Here is a 19,069-nt window from a genome sequence, read left to right as displayed (position 1 = left end):
CGCGCGCCATTCAAACCCGCAGGCGGGGTTTGGCCTTTTTGAGGGAGACATCCTCATCAAGACCGCCGGTTGGAGCATCCGCTTCTTTCACCCCCGCCCAGGCGTAAACCGGAAAAGGAAAATAGCATGGCTCTTCCCGAGTTCACCATGCGTCAGCTGCTGGAAGCTGGCGTTCACTTTGGTCACCAGACACAGCGTTGGAACCCCCGCATGGGCCCGTTCATCTACGGCTCGCGCAATGGCATCCACATCATGGACCTGACCCAGACCGTTCCGATGCTTGATCAGGCTCTGCAGGCTGTTCGTGACACCGTTGCAAAGGGTGGCCGCATTCTGTTTGTTGGCACCAAGCGCCAGGCCGCTGGCCCGATTGCTGAAGCGGCTGAAAAGTCGGCTCAGTACTACATGAACCACCGCTGGCTGGGCGGCACGCTGACCAACTGGAAAACCGTTTCCCAGTCGATCAACCGTCTGAACCAGATCGACGAAGCCATGGAATCGGGCGCAGAAGGCCTGACCAAGAAAGAGCGTCTGGGCATGGAACGTGACCAAGGCAAACTTCAGGCGTCGCTGGGTGGTATCCGCGAAATGGGCGGCGTTCCGGACCTGCTGTTCGTCATCGACGTTAAGAAAGAAGCATTGGCCATCGCAGAAGCCAACAAACTGGGTATCCCGGTTGTGGCTGTTGTCGACACCAACTGCTCGCCCGATGGCGTTGACTACATCATCCCCGGCAACGACGACGCAGCTCGCGCAATCGCTCTGTACTGCGATCTGGCCGCACGCGCCGCTCTGGACGGTATGACCGCGCAGATGGGTGCAGCAGGCGTTGACCTGGGCGCATTCGAAGAAGCTCCGGTTGAAGAAGCTCTTGCGGAAGAAGCCGCAGAAGCCCCTGCCGAAGCGTAAGCTGCCCGTCACGTAAATGACATATGGGGCAGGGTAGACCTGCCCCAATTCCGTTTGAATTGAGGAGAGCCAAAAGATGGCAATCACAGCAGCAATGGTTAAAGAACTGCGCGACTCGACCGGCGCAGGCATGATGGACGCAAAAAAAGCGCTGACCGAAACCGGCGGCAACATGGACGACGCCGTTGACTGGCTGCGCACCAAAGGCCTGGCCAAAGCAGCCAAGAAATCGGGCCGTACCGCAGCAGAAGGTCTGGTTGCTGTTCACGTCAGCGGTGGCAACGGTGTTGCTGTCGAAGTGAACTCGGAAACCGATTTCGTTGCGAAAAACGCTGAGTTCCAGGAAATGGTCGGCAAGATTGCGAACGCTGCTGAAGGTGTGGACAACATCGAAGCACTGCTGGCTGCTGATCTGGGCGGCAAAAGCGTTGCCGACACCCTGACCGACAAGATCGCCACCATCGGCGAAAACATGTCGGTGCGCCGCATGGCCAAGCTGTCGGGCGACACTGTTGTGTCTTATGTGCACAACGCTGCGACCAACGGCATGGGCAAAATCGGTGTGCTGGTCGCTCTGTCGGGTGGTGATGAGGCTATCGGCAAGCAGGTTGCGATGCACATCGCAGCTGTAAACCCGGCCGCCCTGTCCGAGGCCGACATGGATCCGGCAATTGTCGAGAAGGAAAAGCAGGTTCAGATGGACATCGCCCGCGAATCCGGCAAGCCGGAGCAGGTGATCGAAAAGATGATCGAAGGCCGCATGAAGAAATTCGTCGCCGAATCGACATTGCTGAGCCAGCAATTCGTTGTGAACCCTGATCTGACCGTTGAAGCCGCTGCAAAAGAAGCAGGCGCAACCATCACCGGCTTCATTCGCTTGGAAGTTGGCGAAGGCATCGTTGTGGAAAAAGAAGACTTCGCTGCCGAAGTCGCAAAAGCCGCTCAAGGCTAAAGAGAGGCTCCAACCGGGGCCTTTCTGAACAAAATGAAAGGGTTACGCATCGCGTAGCCCTTTTTTGTTGGTGACACATCTTAGAATTAGCGAAGAAGTGAAGGATTGGAGGGCCCCGCATGATGGGGATGGTCGAGGCCCCCCAAAATTCCGACACAGGTACGCGGACGAATAGGCGCCCCCTTGTCAGAGTGATTGGAGAGCTTTGAAATTGCAAAGATCCAATCGAATGTTCCCTGGCTAAAGCCACCACTCACGGAACACTCTCACTTTGCAACTTTTAAGTTAGATTTGAAAAGTAGTGATTTCCTTACCTAAGGTAAACTGACGCTGTATGGCGTCAGAAAAACACTCCTAAACTTCCATAATGAATATCTGATTATGCAAAGACGCCTTTAACACAGCCTGTGCTGTCGTTTCGACCGACAACGCCTCACGGGCGAGTCGTAGATGCTTTTCAACAGTTGCCGCTGTCAGGCCCATCAGCAGGGCAATGTCCTGCGTGGTTTTGCCGTCACCGACCCATTGCAATGCCTCGCGCTGACGCTTTGTCAGGGCCCGGTTCGGTGGGTTGAAAGGCAAGGTCAGGATCTTGAGATGCGCAACGTTGTTCATCAAAAGAATGTCTTCGCCATGCTCGTGCCAGATCGCGTCAATGTCTTCCTGACTCATCCCTTCCTTGGCGGACAGGGAAATCGCCCCTTTAGACCGCACCGAGACCGAGTTGAAGCTGATGGTGTAACCAGAAACGACACCCATGGACTTGTTGAATTCGAAAACCTCGCGCTCTTTGTCGGTCATCGACCCTCGAGAGTGCATGTCCAGCAACATTTTCCAGCTGGCGGCGCCTTCATTGTCCAGCGCCCATTTCAACATGGGGGCGTGAAAATACAAACCGTCCTTGATGAAACCATCCACATAGGCACGGTTATGGTTGGTCAGAATGACAAAGTCCTCTGGATCACCCAATGAGGTTGCCGTCCTGTATTGCGTGTGGCCGTAGATAAGGCGATCGAACCCGAATTCCGCCATCTGTCGGCAATGCGCATCCCACAGGTCTTCCAGGGTCTTGGCATAGCTGACAAACCGCAGATAATCCCTGAGGGTCATGCCGTGCCACCTGCTTTCAGATGCGCGGCCAGCGCGTCCAGAGCAAGAACATAGCCTTGGGCGCCAAAGCCACAGATCTGCCCCAGAGCAACAGGCGCGACATAGGACTTGTGCCGGAATGCTTCCCTTGCATGGATGTTGGACAGGTGAACCTCGACAACCGGCAGGTCAACTGACGCGATGGCATCCATCAGCGCAACCGACGTGTGTGTGAACGCCCCCGCATTGATCACAAGGCCATCCTGCACACCGCGTGCGCCGTGGATCGCATCAATTAACACACCTTCATGGTTGGATTGCAGATGCGAGACTTCAAGGCCAATGGACGCGCCATGGCGCAGGCAATCCTCCTCGATCATCTTCAAAGTGGTGCTGCCGTAAACCTCGGGCTGACGTGTGCCAAGCAGGTTGAGGTTTGGGCCATTCAATACCAAAACGTTGTGCATGTCTTCACGATCCCCATGAATGGTACATAGACGCCTAAAGGTCGGGTTGTCTACCTGACTTTGCCGGATCGAGTACAGCCTAAAAACCGGTGTGCGAAGCGGACCGCCATTTTATTCCCGGCCTCAACTTTCCTCCATGGTGACAACGATTTTTCCCAGAACGGATCGTTGCGACAATTGTTCAAGCGCCTCGTGCGCGCGGGCAAGCGGGAACCGGGCGCCAATTCGCGGTCTTATTTTCCCGGCTGTATATAGATCGAACAGGTTCTTGACGTTGTCAGCATGGCCGATTGGGTCGCGGAAAACTGACGCGCCCCAAAACACACCAACGATCTGGCATCCTTTCAAAAGAGCCAGATTCAAGGGAATCCGCGGAATGCCCGCTGGGAAACCGACGACAAGATAACGGCCTTTCCAGGCCATGCTGCGCAGGGACGGTTCGGCCAGCGCACCCCCAACGGCGTCGTAGACGACGTCCACGCCATCAGAACCTGCAAGTTTCTTAACTTCGGCTGAGAAGGCTTTTTGCGCATCCTTGTCCATGTCGCGCGGGTAAATCACCACGTCATCGGCACCAATCTGGCTACAGAATTCGGCCTTTTCAGGTGATGAAACGGCTGCGATCACCCTGGCACCCATGGCTTTGCCCAGTTCAATGGCGGCTGACCCCACACCTCCGGCGGCACCCAGTACCAACAGGGTTTCACCGGATTGAATCTCCGCCCGATCTTTCAACGCGTGGTAGGACGTGCCGTAGGTGAAAATGAAACAGGCGGCATCTTCATAGGGCATCGCATCAGGAATTCGGATCGCAGTGTCCGCCTTGAGTGTGACGCGGGTCGAAAACCCACCATGTCCGGTTAGGGCCAAAACACGGTCGCCGGGCTTAAATCTACTGACGCCTTCGCCCAAAGCCAGAACTTCACCCGCGATCTCGCCGCCTGGGGCGAAGGGCCGTGGCGGCTTCATCTGGTACAGATCGCGGATAATCAACGTGTCCGGAAAGTTCACGCCCGCAGCTTTCACACCGATCAAAAGCTGACCTTTGCCCGGCTTCGGGTCGGGTAGGGTCGTAAGTTCCAGGGTTGCGGGACCGCCCGGTGCGACGCTGAGTAATGCTTGCATACCGCCTCTGATCTGCCTGTACTTTGTGTCGAGGAAGTTTTGGTGCAGCATGGTTTTTTGTCAACGCTACGGTCCAACGCCTGCCGCGACGGCAAGAAGAACGCAATTTGTATCAGGATGAACTGGTGACAAAGAAACTGAGGAGCACAAAATGACCCCCGACACCCTCTTTTCGCTTCACGGCAAAACCGCATTGGTAACAGGTGGGGCTACAGGTATTGGCCGTATGGCAGCCGAGGCGCTGGTTCGGGCGGGTGCGCGCGTGCTCATTGCCTCAAGAAAAGGAGACGCCTGTGCCGAGGTCGCAGCAGAACTGAACGCGCTGGACGCGCCGGGCAGCGCCGAAGGCTTTGCCGGTGACATTGGCAGCGCAGCCGGTATAGGCAAGCTGGTCTCTGACATTCAGGAGCGTACGGTCAAACTGGACATCCTGATGAACAATTCGGGGGTGTCTTGGGGTGCCCCTATGGGGCAGTTTCCCTACGATGCATGGGAAAAGGTCATGTCCGTCAACGTGACAGGTATATTCGAACTGACCCAGCGGCTTTTGCCAATGCTAATGAAATCAGGCACCGCCGAAGACCCGGCGCGCGTTGTCAATGTGGGGTCAGTCATGGGTGAAGTCCCAATGGGCGATGGAGCCTACAGCTATTCGGCCTCAAAGGCTGCAGTTCTGCATCTGACCAAAGTCTTGGCCAAGGAACTTTCACCGTACCACATCACAGTGAACGCGCTGGCGCCGGGGCCGTTTGTGTCGCGTATGACAGCCTTTGCGACAGCCGATGAGGATACCAGAGAACGGGTTGGCAAGTCTGTACCTCTGGGTCGCGTCGGACGGGACGAGGATATTGCAGGCTGTATGTTGTTCCTGTGCGGTCGCGGCGGCAGTTATGTGACAGGTGCGGTGATCCCGGTTTCGGGTGGGATCAACGTGGTGACTGCGGGAAACATCTTTGCCGAGGCCCTGTGACAGGAAGACAGCCAATGAGAACCGAAACAAATCTGGATCTGGCGGCAGTAGATGCGTATCTGAGCGCGCATCTTTCGGGCTACAACGGGCCATTGGAGGCGAGGAAATTTGATGTAGGGCAATCCAACCCGACGTTTGAACTGCGCACGCCAGAGAAAGCCTATGTGCTGCGCCGAAAACCCGCCGGAATATTGCTGAAATCGGCACATGCCGTTGATCGCGAATTTCGGGTTCAAAGCGCCCTTGCCGGAAGCGAGGTTCCGGTGCCCAAGATGTATCTGCTGTGTGAAGACGACAGCGTCATCGGCTCGGCCTTTTATGTGATGGAACACTTGAAGGGCAGGGTGTTTCCAGACCCAACCCTGCCCAAAGAAAGTAACGAAACCCGCGCCGCCATTCTTGACGAGATGAACAGGGTTCTTGCCCAGTTGCATATGGTGGATATCGATGCCATTGGCCTGTCTGACTATGGGCCGGTTGGCAACTATTACGAGCGTCAGATCGCACGCTGGACCAAGCAATACCGCGCGTCCGAGACCTCGGCCATTGCAGATATGGATGCGCTGGCCAATGCGCTCGAGACCTCGGTACCGGCCGATGACGGGCAGCGCACGCTGGTGCACGGGGATTACCGCATCGACAACCTGATGTTCGCGCCAAATCGGGCGGAATGTATCGGGGTGCTGGATTGGGAACTGTCGACGATCGGTCACCCTTATGCGGATCTTGCCGCAGTAATCATGCAATGGCAGTTGCCGCCGGGAAAACAGGGCCGGGGGCTGGCAGGTGTCGATCGAAAAAGTCTGGGCCTGCCCAGCGATGAGGCATTCATTGCCCAATACTGCAAACGTCGAGGTCTGGATGGCATAGACAATTTCGGCTTTTATCTCGGCTTCAATTTCTTTCGCATGGCGGGCATTCTACAGGGTGTCTACAAACGCGCGCTGGATGGGAACGCATCCGACCCTGACCGAGCAAAGGCTTTTGGCGCATATGTTCCGATATTCGCCCAGCATGGCCTGAAAGCGCTTGAAACTACATTAGAGTGACGCCCTATCAAACTGTTTTTACGTCTCTATTTTCTTGAAATCTCAACCTCAAGGTTTGGCAGGCTATTCTTTCCAAAAAACAATTCAGACCCGGTGAACATGCTGGGAACCCCAAACACGCCACGCCGAACCGACGACTTGGTTATCTCCTTCAGTTTCAGTTTAACGTCGGGGCTCGACATGGCTTCGCGAATTTTGCGAACGGGCAAGTCGTTTTCATGCAGGATATCCGTTAGGACACCGAGTTCGTCCGCCTTCTGACCATGCACCCAGATTGCATCAAAAATCGCGTTTATATATTTGACTTCCCAAGGTTTTCCATTGGCAAAGCACGCACCGCGCATGGCAAGTTTGGTATTGATCGGAAAATGCGGGCTCATATGAAAGCTCAGCCCACGACGGCGGGCAAACCTATGCAGATCATGCGTCAAATAGGCCGTTTTCTGGCGGTTTTCGGAATATGCCTGAAATGGGCTTTGGTTATGCGTCGCCTTGAACACCGCAGGCAGAAGGACAGGCACATATGTAATGCTTGCGTTATGGCGCTCGGCAAGTTGGGGAAGGATCTTATGGGCGAGAAACGCGTTCGGGCTGCAAAAATCGTAAATGAAGTCTATGGTCTGCGTCATAGGGTTCCTCCGTTTCGGTCCCTTGAAATCTTGTTCATTGAACTTCAGGCGAATCTGCTTCGAAATCAGTCTAACATTTCATTGTGAGACACGCTGATGAAGTCTGTTCACGAAATTCTCTGCAACACGCGGCTTTTTGCTGTTATTTCAGGTCACAAGCTTAAACAGTCGCAATTCAGAACCTCACGGAAGCTCGCGAATGTCCCACAGGCAATCCATGTTTGATCAAACCCGGCTGGATCGGCTTAGCCATTGGATGGAGAGCTATGTTGAGCAGCGTAAATATGCTGGATCATCCTTTTTGCTGCGCCAAAATGGGAATGAGGCCTTTTTTCATGCCTGTGGTCTCAGCAGCCTGGAGACTGGCCGGCCCTTCCAACGCGACACGTTGGTGCGCATTTATTCCATGACCAAACCGGTCACATCGGTCGCGTTAATGACATTGGTCGAACGTGGGCTTGTTCACCTGAACGCGCCTGTGTCTGAGTTTCTACCTGAATTCAAAGATATGCAGGCGCTGGTTCCGGCGGCGGAGAGACTGGATCAGACCGAGGCTGCACCGCCTCCAACTCTGCATCAGTTACTGACGCATACCAGTGGGCTAAGCTATCCGTTCAACCCCGGGCTTTTGCCCCAAGCGATGGATGAACGGGACCTTATTTTCAAACCTAATCAGGGACTTCTGGAACACCTTTTGCGCGATCTGGCAGGGCTGCCACTGGCGTTCCAACCCGGTGCACGCTGGGAATACTCGGTCGGGATTGACGTGCTGGGTCGTGTGATCGAGGTGGTCTCGGGCCAGTCACTGGAGCAGTTCTTTCGAAGCGAAATCCTTGAGCCGCTGGACATGCGAGAAACAGGTTTTTCCGCACCCGCTGGGGCAGGGGATCGTTTCGCATCGCTCTATACCCCATTGGCTGGCGACGCGATGGCGCTGAATTCCGCGGATCACGGTAGCGAATGCCTGCGACTGTTCGATTCCCACATAGGATCCCCGTTCGAAAACACGACGACCTTTTCCGGTGGTGGCGGTCTGATCTCGACAATCGATGATTATGCCAAATTCGCGGACATGCTTCGAAATCGGGGGGCCGGGAACGGGTGCCGCTTACTTGGTCCGAAAACAGTCGATTTCATGATGCGCAATCACCTTCCCGGCGACATTGCGTCAATGGGTCCGCAGAGTTTTGCAGAGCAACCGATGGACGGAATGGGCTTTGGGCTGGCTGGAGCCGTCGTCCTGAACCCCGGTCTGGTAAAAGTTCCCGGCTCAATCGGAGATTTCAGCTGGGGTGGTATGGCCTCGACTTATTTCTGGATTGACTGGCAGAATGACCTGACGGCGATTTTCTTTACCCAACTGTCCCCGTCAAGTTCGTACCCATCCCGTGCCGAACTCAAGGCGCTGGTCCATGCGGCCATGATTGAATGATTTCCCCTGTACTGATACCCGGTGCCGGACGACACAACTTGCGAGCAGACGATGACCGAAGCGGAACGTATCTTACTGGATCTTCTGGATATTGAACGTCTTGAGGTCGATCTGTTTCGCGGGACAGGGTCGGGCGGTGAAACGCCAACACGCATCTTTGGTGGGCAGGTCATCGCGCAAGCGCTAGCTGCGGCGTATCGGACTGTTGAAGAACGGTTATGCCATTCGCTGCACGCCTATTTCATTCGCCCGGGCGATCCGGAGAAACCCGTTATTTATCAAGTTGATCGAGCGCGAGACGGAGGTTCTTTCACAACCCGCCGCGTGGTTGCGATTCAGCACGGAAAGCAAATACTGAACATGTCTGCATCGTTTCATGTCCAAGATGAAGGCTGGGACCATCAGCATCCGATGCCCGTCGTGAACGCACCGGAAGCATACCCGTCCCGATCTGAATTGCGTAAAACATACGTTGAACGTGTTCCCGAAAGGTTGAGGGGTGAATTGCTGCGCGAGCGCCCGATCGAGGTCCGTGAAGTCGATCATCTGGACCCATTCACACCGAAAGTCTCTGATGATCGAAACCAGACCTGGTTCCGTATGCCCGCTGCTGCTTCGGTCGACACCAGAACGCAGCACTTACTTCTGGCTTATGCGTCTGACATGAACCTGATGTCCTCTGGGTTGCGGCCACACGGGCTGAGCTGGTTTAGCGGAGAGTTCAACGGCGCAAGTCTGGACCACGCGCTATGGTTTCACGCGCCAGTGAATTTTCAGAACTGGCATCTTTACGTGATGGATTCGCCGTGGACGGGGCAGGGACGCAGCTTTAACCGTGGATCGATCTATTCCGAGGACGGTACCCTTGTTGCATCTGTTGCACAGGAAGGATTGATGCGCAGAGTTCGCGCACAACCTTAAGTGCTGCCACTAAATCTCTGATTTAACTTCTGCATTCCAACAAGCCACCGGTCGTAGTCAACCGCTTTGAACTGCAAATAATCAGCAACTTGTGGATGAGGTAGAACCAAAAACTTTTCATCTCGAATAGCTAGCACACAGGATTCAGCCACGTCGCTCGGCTCGAGCATTCCATCAATCGAAGCTACTGAGATCTCATGGCCTTCGGTCATTTTCGAACGCACAGCCTGCGGACACAGGACCGAGACTTTTAATCCTTCCGAGCCATATGTCAGCGAAAGCCATTCGGCAAATCCTACAGCGGCGTGTTTGGTAACCCCATATGGGGCTGCACCAGGTTGGTTCAGCAAACCTGCCGCAGACGCAGTTATCATTATATATCCGCCGCCGCGACGAACCATGCGTGGAACCAGATGGCGAGCAGTCCAGACATGGGACATGACATTGATCTTCCAGATCCGATCCCAATCTTCGTCCGCAACATCGAGACCACCAAGCGTCAGAATTCCCGCATTTGCGCAAAACAGGTCTATTGGTCCGACAGTTTCTTCTACAAAATCAATGAGATCCTTGATCTGCGCTTCGCTGGAAATGTCGCAGGGATACGCCTGACCGCCGATTTTCTCCGCGACCAAATTTGCACCAGCGATGTCGACATCCGAGCAGACTACACGTGCACCTTCATGGGAAAACCGTTCCGCAAGACCACGACCAATGCCTTGGGCTGCGCCGGTGATTATGACAGTTTTGTTCACAAGCTCCATGCGTATTCCGGTCAGGTTCGTTACTGTGTTTTCAATGTGTTGGCTTGCGTTCCGTATTACAAGTGCCCTTATTTTACCATAATACCAATTATACGTTATATGGCATGGCGGAGAAATACTCAGATACAACCGCAATCAGCGATCAGATAAATGCGATCAACACAGGTCTGATGCGTGTTATCCCAACGCGTAACCGGCACCTCGGACTGTGCGGACCGGGTCTTCGCCGCCATGTTGCGTCAAGGCTTTGCGCAGGCGTCCAATGTGAACATCAACCGTACGCGTATCGACATAGATATCGCGTCCCCAAACCCGATCCAGCAATTGTTCACGACTCCAGACCCTGCCCGGCTTTTCCATGAACGTGCTGAGAAGCCGGAATTCGGTTGGACCCAGTTTCAAGGGCTTACTGTCGCGGCTGACCTTGTGAGTTTCTGAATCCAGAATGATGTCATCATATTCCAGTCGCAAACCAACAGTTGCCGGACGGACGCGGCGCAGTTGTGTTCGAACACGCGCCATCAGTTCGACGATCGAATATGGCTTGACCACATAGTCGTCGGCACCGGTTTCCAGCCCGCGAACCTTGTCTACCTCTTCTGATCTGGCCGACAGCATGATTATCGGGATCGAACGTGTGTCCGGACGGCTTTTGAGCCGTCGGCAAACCTCAATCCCGCTGAGGTTGGGCATCATCCAGTCCAGAACGATGATATCCGGGCAGTCTTCGTCGACCAGCAGCATAGCTTCGTCACCGTTGGCCGCTTTTGAGACGCGAAAACCTTCGGCTTCAAGGTTGTAGGCCAGCACCTCGCGTTGGGCCAACTCATCCTCGACCACCAGAACCGTCGGTTGATCTGCGGACATCTCACGCCTCTCCTACGCTGTTTGTGACGTTATGTCGGCCTTGGGCCGGGCCTCGGTCGGGCGGTCGCCTGTGACCAGATACACCACCTGCTCGGCAATCGAGGTTACGTGGTCGCCCATACGTTCGATGTTCTTGGCGATGAAATGCAGGTGCATACAGGCAGAAATATTGCGTGGATCCTCGGCCATGAAGGTCAGAAACTCGCGGAACAGGCCGTTATACATCTGGTCGACCTCTTCATCACGGTTGATGACGTCGGTAGCCAGTTCCGCGTCGCGTTGAATATAAGCGTCCAGTGCGTCGCGCAGCATACGTTCAACCTCGCGCGCCATGCGGCGCAAGGCAGCGGCACTGCCGCTGATCTCGCCAGCACTGGCCAGAACGGTCGTACGCTTGGCGATGTTCTTCGCATAGTCACCAATCCGCTCAAGATTGCCGGATACCTTCAGGACCGAAAGCACCAATCGCAGGTCACTGGCCGTGGGCGCGCGCAAGGCAATCAGACGCGCAGTTTCCTCGTCAATCAGGTCTTCCAACGCGTCGATGGCCTTGTCACCTTGCCGCACTTCCTGGGCCAGCTCAATGTCGCGGCTTTCAAGCGAGCGCGCCGCGCTCATGATAGCTGCCTCAACCAGGCCGCCCATCTTCATGATATGCGCCTGGATCGCCTCGAGGTCGCGGTCAAAAGCAGATGCAATATGTTGTTCGCTCATTGTTTGATACCTGTGCTTAGCCGATACGGCCAGTAATGTAGCTTTCCGTGCGCGGATCGACCGGGTTGGTGAAAATCTGACCGGTTTCACCAAATTCGACCAGATTACCCAGGTGAAAGAAGGCCGTTTTCTGGCTGACGCGGGCGGCCTGCTGCATCGAATGGGTGACGATCACAACCGAGTATCGCGACCGCAATTCGTCGATCAACTCTTCGACCTGTGCGGTTGCAATCGGGTCGAGCGCCGAGCACGGCTCGTCCATCAACAGAACTTCCGGTTCAGTTGCCACGGCGCGGGCGATACACAGACGCTGCTGTTGACCCCCTGAAAGCCCCGTGCCGGGCGCATCCAGACGGTCCTTGACCTCATCCCAGATTGCGCCTCGACGCAGGGATTTCTCAACGATCTCATCCAGTTCCGCTTTATTCTTGGCCAGGCCATGGATGCGCGGACCATAGGCCACGTTGTCGTAGATCGACTTGGGGAACGGGTTCGGTTTTTGGAACACCATGCCCACTTTGGCACGCAACTGAACGGGGTCGACCCGCTTGTCATAGATGTCTTCGCCATCCAAAAGGATATCACCTTCGACACGGCAGATATCGATGGTGTCGTTCATCCGGTTCAGACACCGCAGGAAGGTCGATTTTCCACAACCCGAAGGGCCGATAAAGGCCGTGACGGTCTTGTCTTCTATCTCAACGCTCACGTCTTTGATGGCGTGGGTATCACCGTAATAAACCTGAACCTTCTTCGCGTTGATCTTGATGTCTTTGGAGTTCACGGTTCTCTCCACTCGTGTCATGTCGTTCATTGTTGCCCCCAATTACCAGCGGCGTTCAAAGCGGCGGCGCAGGATGATAGCGATGATATTCATGGTCAGCAGGAACATCAAAAGGATGATGATGCCGCCCCAGGCCTTTTCGTAGAACCCGACATCAGCGCGCGCGGCCCATGTGTAAATCTGGGCGGGCATTGCCGAGTTCGGCTCGGTAAAGCCGGCAAGGAACCCGTCGGGATATCCCCGCGCCACAAAACCTACCATGCCGATCAGCAGCAACGGTGCGGTTTCACCCAAGGCTTGTGCAAGACCGATGATGGTACCGGTCAGAATGCCCGGCGCGGCCAAAGGCAGCACGTGGTGAAACACCGCCTGCATTTTCGAGGCCCCTACCCCCAACGCCGCATCACGGATCGACGGCGGAACCGCTTTCAGCGAGGCGCGGGTCGAGATGATGATCGTCGGCAATGTCATGAGGGTCAGAACCAGACCACCAACCAGCGGTGCTGATTGTGGCAGGTGCATGAACTGGATAAACACGGCCAGACCCAGAATACCGAACACAATCGACGGCACGGCGGCAAGGTTCGAGATGTTCACTTCAATCAGGTCGGTGAATCTGTTCTGCGGGGCGAATTCTTCAAGATAAATCGACGCCGCCACACCAATGGGCAAAGACAGGCCCAAAACCACCAGCATCATGAAGAACGACCCAATGACCGAGGCGCCGATGCCCGCACCGCCCGGGTTGTCAACGCCAGAATCCGCGCCGGTGATGAACGGCCAGTTGAAGGCCTGCTTGATGATGCCTGCCTGTTTCAGCGCATCAACCAGATCCAGATCGCTTAGCTGTAGAAACCGGCTGTCCTGCAAGGTGTCACGGGACACGCGGCCTTTGAAATACCCGTCGACCCGGCTGGATGCGGCCAGATCAAACTTGACCGGATCACCCAGCTTGCCGGGGTTATCGGCATAGTAAGTTCGGATGGTTCCACCGATTTTACCAAGAAGACGTTCGATGGCCGCTTCGTCGAAATCAACGCTGATCCCCTGGTCTTCCAGTTCCTTGCTCAACTGAGCGATGAACAGGTTGGAATAGGCTTTGGTCTTGAACAACGTACTTTCCGCCTCGTCTCGTTGCGCAGCAGACAGGGTGAAATCCACGCTGACAACAGTGCGCTGAAAAGCCGGAATGCCCTGCGACAGGATCGAGGCGAACAGAACGATCAGGAAGAACAGGCCCGTTGCAATAGCGACAATCCCGTAGGCCCGAAATCGTTTCTCTGCATTTGCACGTTTTTTGGTATGTGCATCCGCTACAGTCAGCGAGACAGAGCGATGACCTGTTTCAGGGCTTTGCATGCTGGCGTCGGTCATTCGTATTGCTCCCGATACTTACGCACGATGTAGAGGGCAAAGATGTTCAGCCCAAGCGTGAGAGTGAAAAGGGTCATACCCAGGGCAAAGGCCACAAGCGCTTCGGGCGATGCGAAATCCGCGTCGCCGGTCAGCTGGCTCACGATTTTTGCGGTGACCGTCGTCATGGCTTCAAACGGGTTCAGGCTCAGCCGTGCTGCCGCCCCTGCCCCAAGGACCACGATCATTGTCTCACCTATGGCGCGCGATGCGGCCAGCAGGATCGCCCCCACGATACCTGGAAGGGCCGCAGGTAAAACAACCTGACGGATGGTTTCGGATTGCGTTGCGCCCAGTCCGTAAGAGCCGTCGCGCATGGCCTGCGGCACCGCGTTGATGATGTCATCCGACAACGAGGACACAAACGGGATCAGCATGATACCCATGACCAACCCAGCAGTCATGACTGCCGTGCCAGCCTTCATCCAGCCAAGCCCGTCATCCCCGAACAGGCCAAGCAAAAGCGGACCAACAGTAAGCAGCGCAAAAAGGCCGTAAACGATGGTCGGGATACCGGCCAGAATCTCGAGCAGCGGTTTTGCGACGGCGCGGACACGGGGTGACGCGTATTCGCTGAGGTAAATCGCGGCGAACAATCCGATCGGGACAGCCACTAGCAGGGCAACGAGCGAGATATAGAATGTCCCCCACAACAAGGGAATAATACCAAGTTCAGACGACCCGCCGCGCCCCGAAAAGCTGGGGGCCCATGTCGTGCCGAAAAAGAAATCGGTAGCAGGGTAGAGCTTGAAGAATTCCCAAGTGTTGAAAACCAGGGACAGTACAATCCCGACAGTGGTCAGAATTGCGATGGATGCGGCCGCCAGCAACAGGATACGCACCCCCTGCTCGACCACATTACGCGCGCGGTATTCCGCGCGAGTTTGAAACCAGCTGACTGCAGCACCGGCGAGTGCGGTCAGTATGACGGCGACTGCCATGATCGAATAGCCGGTCGCATTCATGATCCGATAGGTTTGCGCCGCGCGCAGCACAGGTTGCGTGATGTCAGACGTCACCACTTGCCCGGCATCTTTCAGGCGCTGGGTCATGTCGATCACATCCGCGCGCGCGTTGCGCGCCAGTTCCTCGGGTATCTGCCCGGCGGCAACTGCGTTATCCAGACCGTACGCGGTGCGACGGACCTCGGCCATGACCAGATTGAGGGACGCGCCGTCTTCGATGGCGGAACCCGAGATCATTTCTGATACCTGAGAGTTCACGTAAAGCGGTTGTACCAACAACCAGAGGATCATAAGGCCAAATGCGGGAACGATCGTCTTGAGGGCGACATTTGCACCATAATACGACGGCAGCGAGTGCAAAGCCCGGACGTCTCCTGTGGCGCTTTGCAGGGCGCGTGTGCGCCCCAACACGTAACCGACTGCAGCAATCGCTAGCACGATCAGAACAAGCCATACTATCGGCATGAAACCCCCATTTGGTCTTGGCCGGGAAAGCTAATAAACGTGGGGGCGACAGGAATGCCGCCCCCGGTATTTCGAACCAAAGGCCGGATTAGCTGCCCGAACCCATGGTTACTTCGTTGGCGATTGCATCCTGAGTCTTTGCCAGCTCAGGGTCCGCAACCAGACCATAATTTGCCAGAGGACCCGAAGCACCTGCGATTTCGTCGTGGGTAAAGAACTGGGCGTATTCTTTCAGGCCGGGAATCACGCCGATATGGGCTTTCTTCACGTAGAAGAACAGCGGGCGCGAAACCGGATATTCACCGGTCGAGATGGTTTCGGTCGAAGGAGCGATACCCGACATGGTTGCCACTTTCAGCTTGTCGGTGTTGTTCTCGTAGAACGCCAGACCAAAGATGCCGATGCCATTGGGATTGGTGTCGATACGCGCCAGCGTTTCGGTGTAGTCACCATCAATGTCGACCGCTTTCCCGTCGGTACGAACGGCCAGACATGCATCTTCTGCGTCGTCTTCGCTCATGCCGCCAGCAATCATGGCTTCCATCGCGCCGGTCGCTTCACAACCGATCAGCAGAACTTTTTCTTCGAACACTTCACGGGTGCCGTGTTTGGTGCCCGGAATAAAGCCAGCGATTTCTACATCAGGCAGTTCAGGGTTGAATTCGGCCCAAGTAGTGTAAGGATTATCAACCACTTCACCGTCTTTCAGAACTTTTGCGCCCAAAGCGTTAAAGATGTCGGCAGGTTCAAAAGCGGTGAAGGCAGGACCGGTCTGCTGGCTTGCAAAAACGATACCATCATAACCGATGCGGACTTCCATGATGTCAGTCACACCGTTTTCGGCGCAGGCTTTGATTTCTTTTTCACGGATCGCGCGCGATGCGTTTGCAATGTCGATGGTGTTTTCACCAACACCTTCACAGAAACGCTTCAGACCAGCTGACGAACCGCCCGATTCAACAACCGGGGTCGGGAAATCGGTGTTCTCACCAAACAGTTCCGCAACGATCGAGGCATATGGCAGAACGGTCGACGAACCGGCAACCTGAACGTTGTCACGGGCAGCAGCGGTGGTTGCCGAGACGGCGGCGATTGCCAGCGCAGAAGCCGACAGTTTCACAAAGGACATTTCAGTCTCCTTGAAAAGGTATGATTGATCACCCCCATGATGATCCTGCGTGCACCCCTAGGGGTCGTGCGTAAGCCTTTTGTGACAAGTGTGTAACGCTTTTATGACAACTCTCGAATATCCTGAGATTTCGGATCAAAAAATCGTAACGAGGCAGATTTCGTAGGGTGGTAATGCGGGAAGGGCTAACGTGGTAAGATGACCGTAAACACGGAACCTTTTCCCAACTCACTTTCCACGCGCAACCGTCCGCGGTGGCGATTGACGATGTGCTTGACGATGGCCAGCCCCAGCCCCGTTCCACCCAACTGTCGGGACCTGTGGTTGTCGGCGCGATAGAATCGCTCGGTCAGGCGTGGCAGGTGTACGGAATCAATCCCTGGCCCCTTGTCGATGACCTTCACCCGCACCCCAGGCCCACGCATCGCCGCGTCACGCTCTGATGACAAAACGCTGACCGTGACGCTGCCACCGCTGGCACCGTATTTTATTCCGTTTTCGATCAGGTTGGTGAATACCTGCCGTAACTGATCGCTGTCTCCGGTCACGGAAAGCGGGCCGTCCAGTGCGTCAAGCGTCAGCGTCACGCCCGCCTCTTCCGCAAGGGGGCGCAACGAGTTCATGGTGGATTGCAGCAGCCCTGTCAACTCCAGCTGTTGATTTGGACGAACTCTTTCTTCACTTTCCACGCGGTTCAGTGACAAAAGATCGCCAACCAGCCGGTTCATCCTGTTGGCTTCATCGGCCATGATTTGCAGGAACCGGTCGCGCGCAGCCGGATCGTTGCGTGCAGGGCCGCGCAAGGTTTCAATGAAGCCCATCAGTGCCGTCAAAGGCGTCCGCAATTCGTGACTGACATTGGCAACAAAGTCGCGGCGCATCTGACTTGCCTGTTCCAGATGCGTGACATCTTGAAAAGTGGTCAGAACGGCCCCGCCCGACACAGCTCCGACCCCGTTCATATACCGGCATTGCACATCAAATGTTGTGTCCTGCGCGCCATCATTGGAAAGATGACGCGCTGCCTTTGTTCCTTTGGACTGAAGGCTTTGCTCAATCGCTTCAAAAACCTGTGGCTGCCGCAGGATGGTCGCGAAATGCCGCCCCACGATATTCTGCCCCAGAAGGGTTTTCGCATCCGTATTGGCGGCAATGATCCGTTCAGTCTGATCCACCATCAGCGCGGGCATTGGGATGGCCTGAACAAACCCATCAAGAAGGTCATCTGACATGCTTCAAACCCCGATCAATCCGCGCGCTTTATTGAACAGGTCTCAGAGTGTCCCGAAACCTGCGCATGTTTTCCTGATAATGCATCGCGCTTAGGGTAATCCGTTTTGCTGCGGCCTCGTCAAGCTGGCGCACCACTTTGCCCGGAGACCCCATCACAAGGGAATTATCCGGAATCTCCTTGCCTTCCGTGATCAGGGCCCCTGCCCCGATCAGGCAATTCCGCCCGATCCGGGCACCATTCAGAACAATCGCGCCCATACCGATCAGAGTATTTTCTCCGATTGTGCACCCGTGCAACATCACTTTGTGTCCGATGGTGCAATTCGGACCGATCGACAAAGGATACCCGGCATCGATGTGCATGACGCAGTTTTCCTGAACGTTGCTACCTGCACCAACGCGGATTTCCTCGTGATCTGCGCGAATCGTGCAGCCGAACCAAACCGAGGCGCCCTGTTCCAGCACAACCTTGCCGATCAGGTTGGCATCGGGTGCAACCCATGTGTCCTCGTGAATTTCGGGCATGTGCTCGCCTAACGCGTAGATCGTCATGACAGCCCCTCGAATTCGTTTTGAAGCTTGCGCACGTGTTGTTGCAGATTTGGCTGTTGAATACGGCGCATCCGTTCGGCGCTGACGATGGTCTTGAGCTTCTTTTCGGTCGCCTCAAGATCGTCATTGATCAGGACATAATCATAATAGCCCCAGTGGCTGATCTCATCCCAGCTTTTGAGCATCCGCCTTGCGATAACTTCATCGCTATCTTGCCCACGTGATTCCAGACGGCGGCGCAGTTCGGGGATCGAAGGCGGCAGGATGAAGATCGACAACGCATGCTTACCCAGATCCGAGTTGCGGATCTGAACCTCGCCTTGCCAGTCCACGTCGAACAGCACGTCCTTGCCTGCGTGGATCGAACTGCGCACCGGATCAGCGGGTGAGCCGTAGAAGTTACCGAAGACATGCGCATGTTCCAGCATCTGGCCATCGGCGACCTTCTGCTTGAACTCGTCTTCAGAAAGAAAATAGTAGTCCCGCCCATCTTCTTCCCCCGGACGCGGGGCACGGGTTGTGGCCGAAACCGAAAACTCAAGGTCCTTGTCCCAGTCCATCAGCCGCTTTGCCAGAGTGGATTTGCCTGCCCCGGACGGGGAAGACAGGATGATTAAAAGGCCTCGGCGATCCGCCATAT

20 protein-coding genes are annotated in these 19,069 nt (G+C 55.5%); 6 read left to right on the top strand and 14 right to left on the bottom strand.

Annotation, left to right across the window (positions count from 1 at the left end):
- Nucleotides 1-126 precede the first annotated feature (126 nt).
- Together rpsB and tsf are read left to right on the top strand one after the other, a co-directional pair.
- Nucleotides 127-909 carry a 30S ribosomal protein S2 gene (gene rpsB, locus I9188_RS02925; protein ID WP_209503940.1) on the top strand — a complete coding sequence of 261 codons (783 nt, stop codon included), beginning with the start codon at nucleotides 127-129 and terminating at the stop codon, nucleotides 907-909.
- 76 nt (nucleotides 910-985) lie between these two features.
- On the top strand, nucleotides 986-1,861 hold the full coding sequence (gene tsf, locus I9188_RS02920) for a translation elongation factor Ts (protein WP_209503939.1): 876 nt from the start codon (nucleotides 986-988) through the stop codon (nucleotides 1,859-1,861).
- A 354-nt stretch (nucleotides 1,862-2,215) separates the two neighbouring features.
- Here the strand turns inward: tsf and I9188_RS02915 are convergent, their stop codons facing one another.
- From I9188_RS02915 to I9188_RS02905, 3 genes are all read right to left on the bottom strand, one after another.
- Nucleotides 2,216-2,971 (bottom strand): autoinducer binding domain-containing protein, encoded by a 756-nt coding sequence (locus I9188_RS02915; protein ID WP_209599557.1) that lies wholly within the window; start codon nucleotides 2,969-2,971, stop codon nucleotides 2,216-2,218.
- On the bottom strand, nucleotides 2,968-3,417 hold the full coding sequence (gene aroQ / locus I9188_RS02910; protein WP_209503937.1) for a type II 3-dehydroquinate dehydratase: 450 nt from the start codon (nucleotides 3,415-3,417) through the stop codon (nucleotides 2,968-2,970). The genes I9188_RS02915 and aroQ overlap by 4 nt, the downstream gene beginning before the upstream one ends.
- Nucleotides 3,418-3,540: 123 nt before the next feature.
- Nucleotides 3,541-4,542, bottom strand: a complete 1,002-nt coding sequence (locus I9188_RS02905; protein ID WP_209503936.1) for an NADPH:quinone oxidoreductase family protein — start codon at nucleotides 4,540-4,542, stop codon at nucleotides 3,541-3,543.
- A gap of 151 nt (nucleotides 4,543-4,693) precedes the next feature.
- On the opposite strand from I9188_RS02905, the gene I9188_RS02900 reads away from it, so the two are divergent.
- Nucleotides 4,694-5,512 carry an SDR family NAD(P)-dependent oxidoreductase gene (locus I9188_RS02900; RefSeq protein WP_209503935.1) on the top strand — a complete coding sequence of 273 codons (819 nt, stop codon included), beginning with the start codon at nucleotides 4,694-4,696 and terminating at the stop codon, nucleotides 5,510-5,512.
- 14 nt (nucleotides 5,513-5,526) lie between these two features.
- The gene (locus I9188_RS02895; RefSeq protein ID WP_209503934.1) at nucleotides 5,527-6,561 is read left to right on the top strand and encodes a phosphotransferase; all 1,035 of its coding nucleotides are present in this window, start codon (nucleotides 5,527-5,529) and stop codon (nucleotides 6,559-6,561) included.
- 26 nt (nucleotides 6,562-6,587) lie between these two features.
- Here I9188_RS02895 and I9188_RS02890 read toward each other — a convergent pair whose 3' ends face one another.
- Entirely contained in the window at nucleotides 6,588-7,190 is a 603-nt protein-coding gene (locus I9188_RS02890) for a 2-hydroxychromene-2-carboxylate isomerase (protein ID WP_209503933.1), read from the bottom strand.
- Nucleotides 7,191-7,407: 217 nt separating this feature from the next.
- Between I9188_RS02890 and I9188_RS02885 the strand changes: the two genes are divergently transcribed.
- Entirely contained in the window at nucleotides 7,408-8,622 is a 1,215-nt protein-coding gene (locus tag I9188_RS02885; protein ID WP_209504889.1) for a serine hydrolase domain-containing protein, read from the top strand.
- Between the two features lie 51 nt (nucleotides 8,623-8,673).
- The gene (locus I9188_RS02880; protein WP_209503932.1) at nucleotides 8,674-9,543 is read left to right on the top strand and encodes an acyl-CoA thioesterase II; all 870 of its coding nucleotides are present in this window, start codon (nucleotides 8,674-8,676) and stop codon (nucleotides 9,541-9,543) included.
- Here I9188_RS02880 and I9188_RS02875 read toward each other — a convergent pair.
- The 10 genes from I9188_RS02875 to gmk all read right to left on the bottom strand — a co-directional run bounded on the left by I9188_RS02875 (nucleotide 9,540) and on the right by gmk (nucleotide 19,067).
- A complete protein-coding gene (locus tag I9188_RS02875; RefSeq protein WP_209503931.1) occupies nucleotides 9,540-10,307 on the bottom strand; it encodes an SDR family oxidoreductase in 768 nt (255 codons plus the stop codon). The genes I9188_RS02880 and I9188_RS02875 overlap by 4 nt on opposite strands.
- A gap of 177 nt (nucleotides 10,308-10,484) precedes the next feature.
- Nucleotides 10,485-11,174: a phosphate regulon transcriptional regulator PhoB gene (gene phoB / locus I9188_RS02870; RefSeq protein ID WP_209503930.1), complete on the bottom strand. Its 690-nt coding sequence runs from the start codon at nucleotides 11,172-11,174 to the stop codon at nucleotides 10,485-10,487.
- A 12-nt stretch (nucleotides 11,175-11,186) separates the two neighbouring features.
- Nucleotides 11,187-11,888, bottom strand: coding sequence for a phosphate signaling complex protein PhoU (gene phoU, locus I9188_RS02865; RefSeq protein ID WP_209503929.1), 702 nt, complete (start codon nucleotides 11,886-11,888; stop codon nucleotides 11,187-11,189).
- Between the two features lie 16 nt (nucleotides 11,889-11,904).
- The gene (pstB, locus tag I9188_RS02860) at nucleotides 11,905-12,702 is read right to left on the bottom strand and encodes a phosphate ABC transporter ATP-binding protein PstB (RefSeq protein WP_209503928.1); all 798 of its coding nucleotides are present in this window, start codon (nucleotides 12,700-12,702) and stop codon (nucleotides 11,905-11,907) included.
- A gap of 12 nt (nucleotides 12,703-12,714) precedes the next feature.
- The gene (pstA, locus tag I9188_RS02855) at nucleotides 12,715-14,046 is read right to left on the bottom strand and encodes a phosphate ABC transporter permease PstA (RefSeq protein ID WP_209503927.1); all 1,332 of its coding nucleotides are present in this window, start codon (nucleotides 14,044-14,046) and stop codon (nucleotides 12,715-12,717) included.
- Nucleotides 14,043-15,515 carry a phosphate ABC transporter permease subunit PstC gene (gene pstC, locus I9188_RS02850; RefSeq protein WP_209503926.1) on the bottom strand — a complete coding sequence of 491 codons (1,473 nt, stop codon included), beginning with the start codon at nucleotides 15,513-15,515 and terminating at the stop codon, nucleotides 14,043-14,045. Before pstC ends, pstA begins: the two co-directional genes overlap by 4 nt.
- A gap of 88 nt (nucleotides 15,516-15,603) precedes the next feature.
- Nucleotides 15,604-16,644 carry a substrate-binding domain-containing protein gene (locus I9188_RS02845; RefSeq protein WP_209503925.1) on the bottom strand — a complete coding sequence of 347 codons (1,041 nt, stop codon included), beginning with the start codon at nucleotides 16,642-16,644 and terminating at the stop codon, nucleotides 15,604-15,606.
- Nucleotides 16,645-16,829: 185 nt separating this feature from the next.
- A complete protein-coding gene (locus I9188_RS02840) occupies nucleotides 16,830-17,876 on the bottom strand; it encodes an ATP-binding protein (RefSeq protein WP_209503924.1) in 1,047 nt (348 codons plus the stop codon).
- 28 nt (nucleotides 17,877-17,904) lie between these two features.
- Nucleotides 17,905-18,429 (bottom strand): gamma carbonic anhydrase family protein, encoded by a 525-nt coding sequence (locus I9188_RS02835; protein WP_209503923.1) that lies wholly within the window; start codon nucleotides 18,427-18,429, stop codon nucleotides 17,905-17,907.
- Nucleotides 18,426-19,067 (bottom strand): guanylate kinase, encoded by a 642-nt coding sequence (gmk, locus tag I9188_RS02830; RefSeq protein WP_209503922.1) that lies wholly within the window; start codon nucleotides 19,065-19,067, stop codon nucleotides 18,426-18,428. Before gmk ends, I9188_RS02835 begins: the two co-directional genes overlap by 4 nt.
- Between the last annotated feature and the right edge of the window lie 2 nt (nucleotides 19,068-19,069).

It is taken from the genome of Ruegeria sp. HKCCSA071, from assembly GCF_017872555.1.
Taxonomy (GTDB): domain Bacteria; phylum Pseudomonadota; class Alphaproteobacteria; order Rhodobacterales; family Rhodobacteraceae; genus Ruegeria.
The sequence above is the reverse complement of the archived record's forward strand: the minus strand, read 5'-3'. Positions and strand labels throughout refer to the sequence as shown.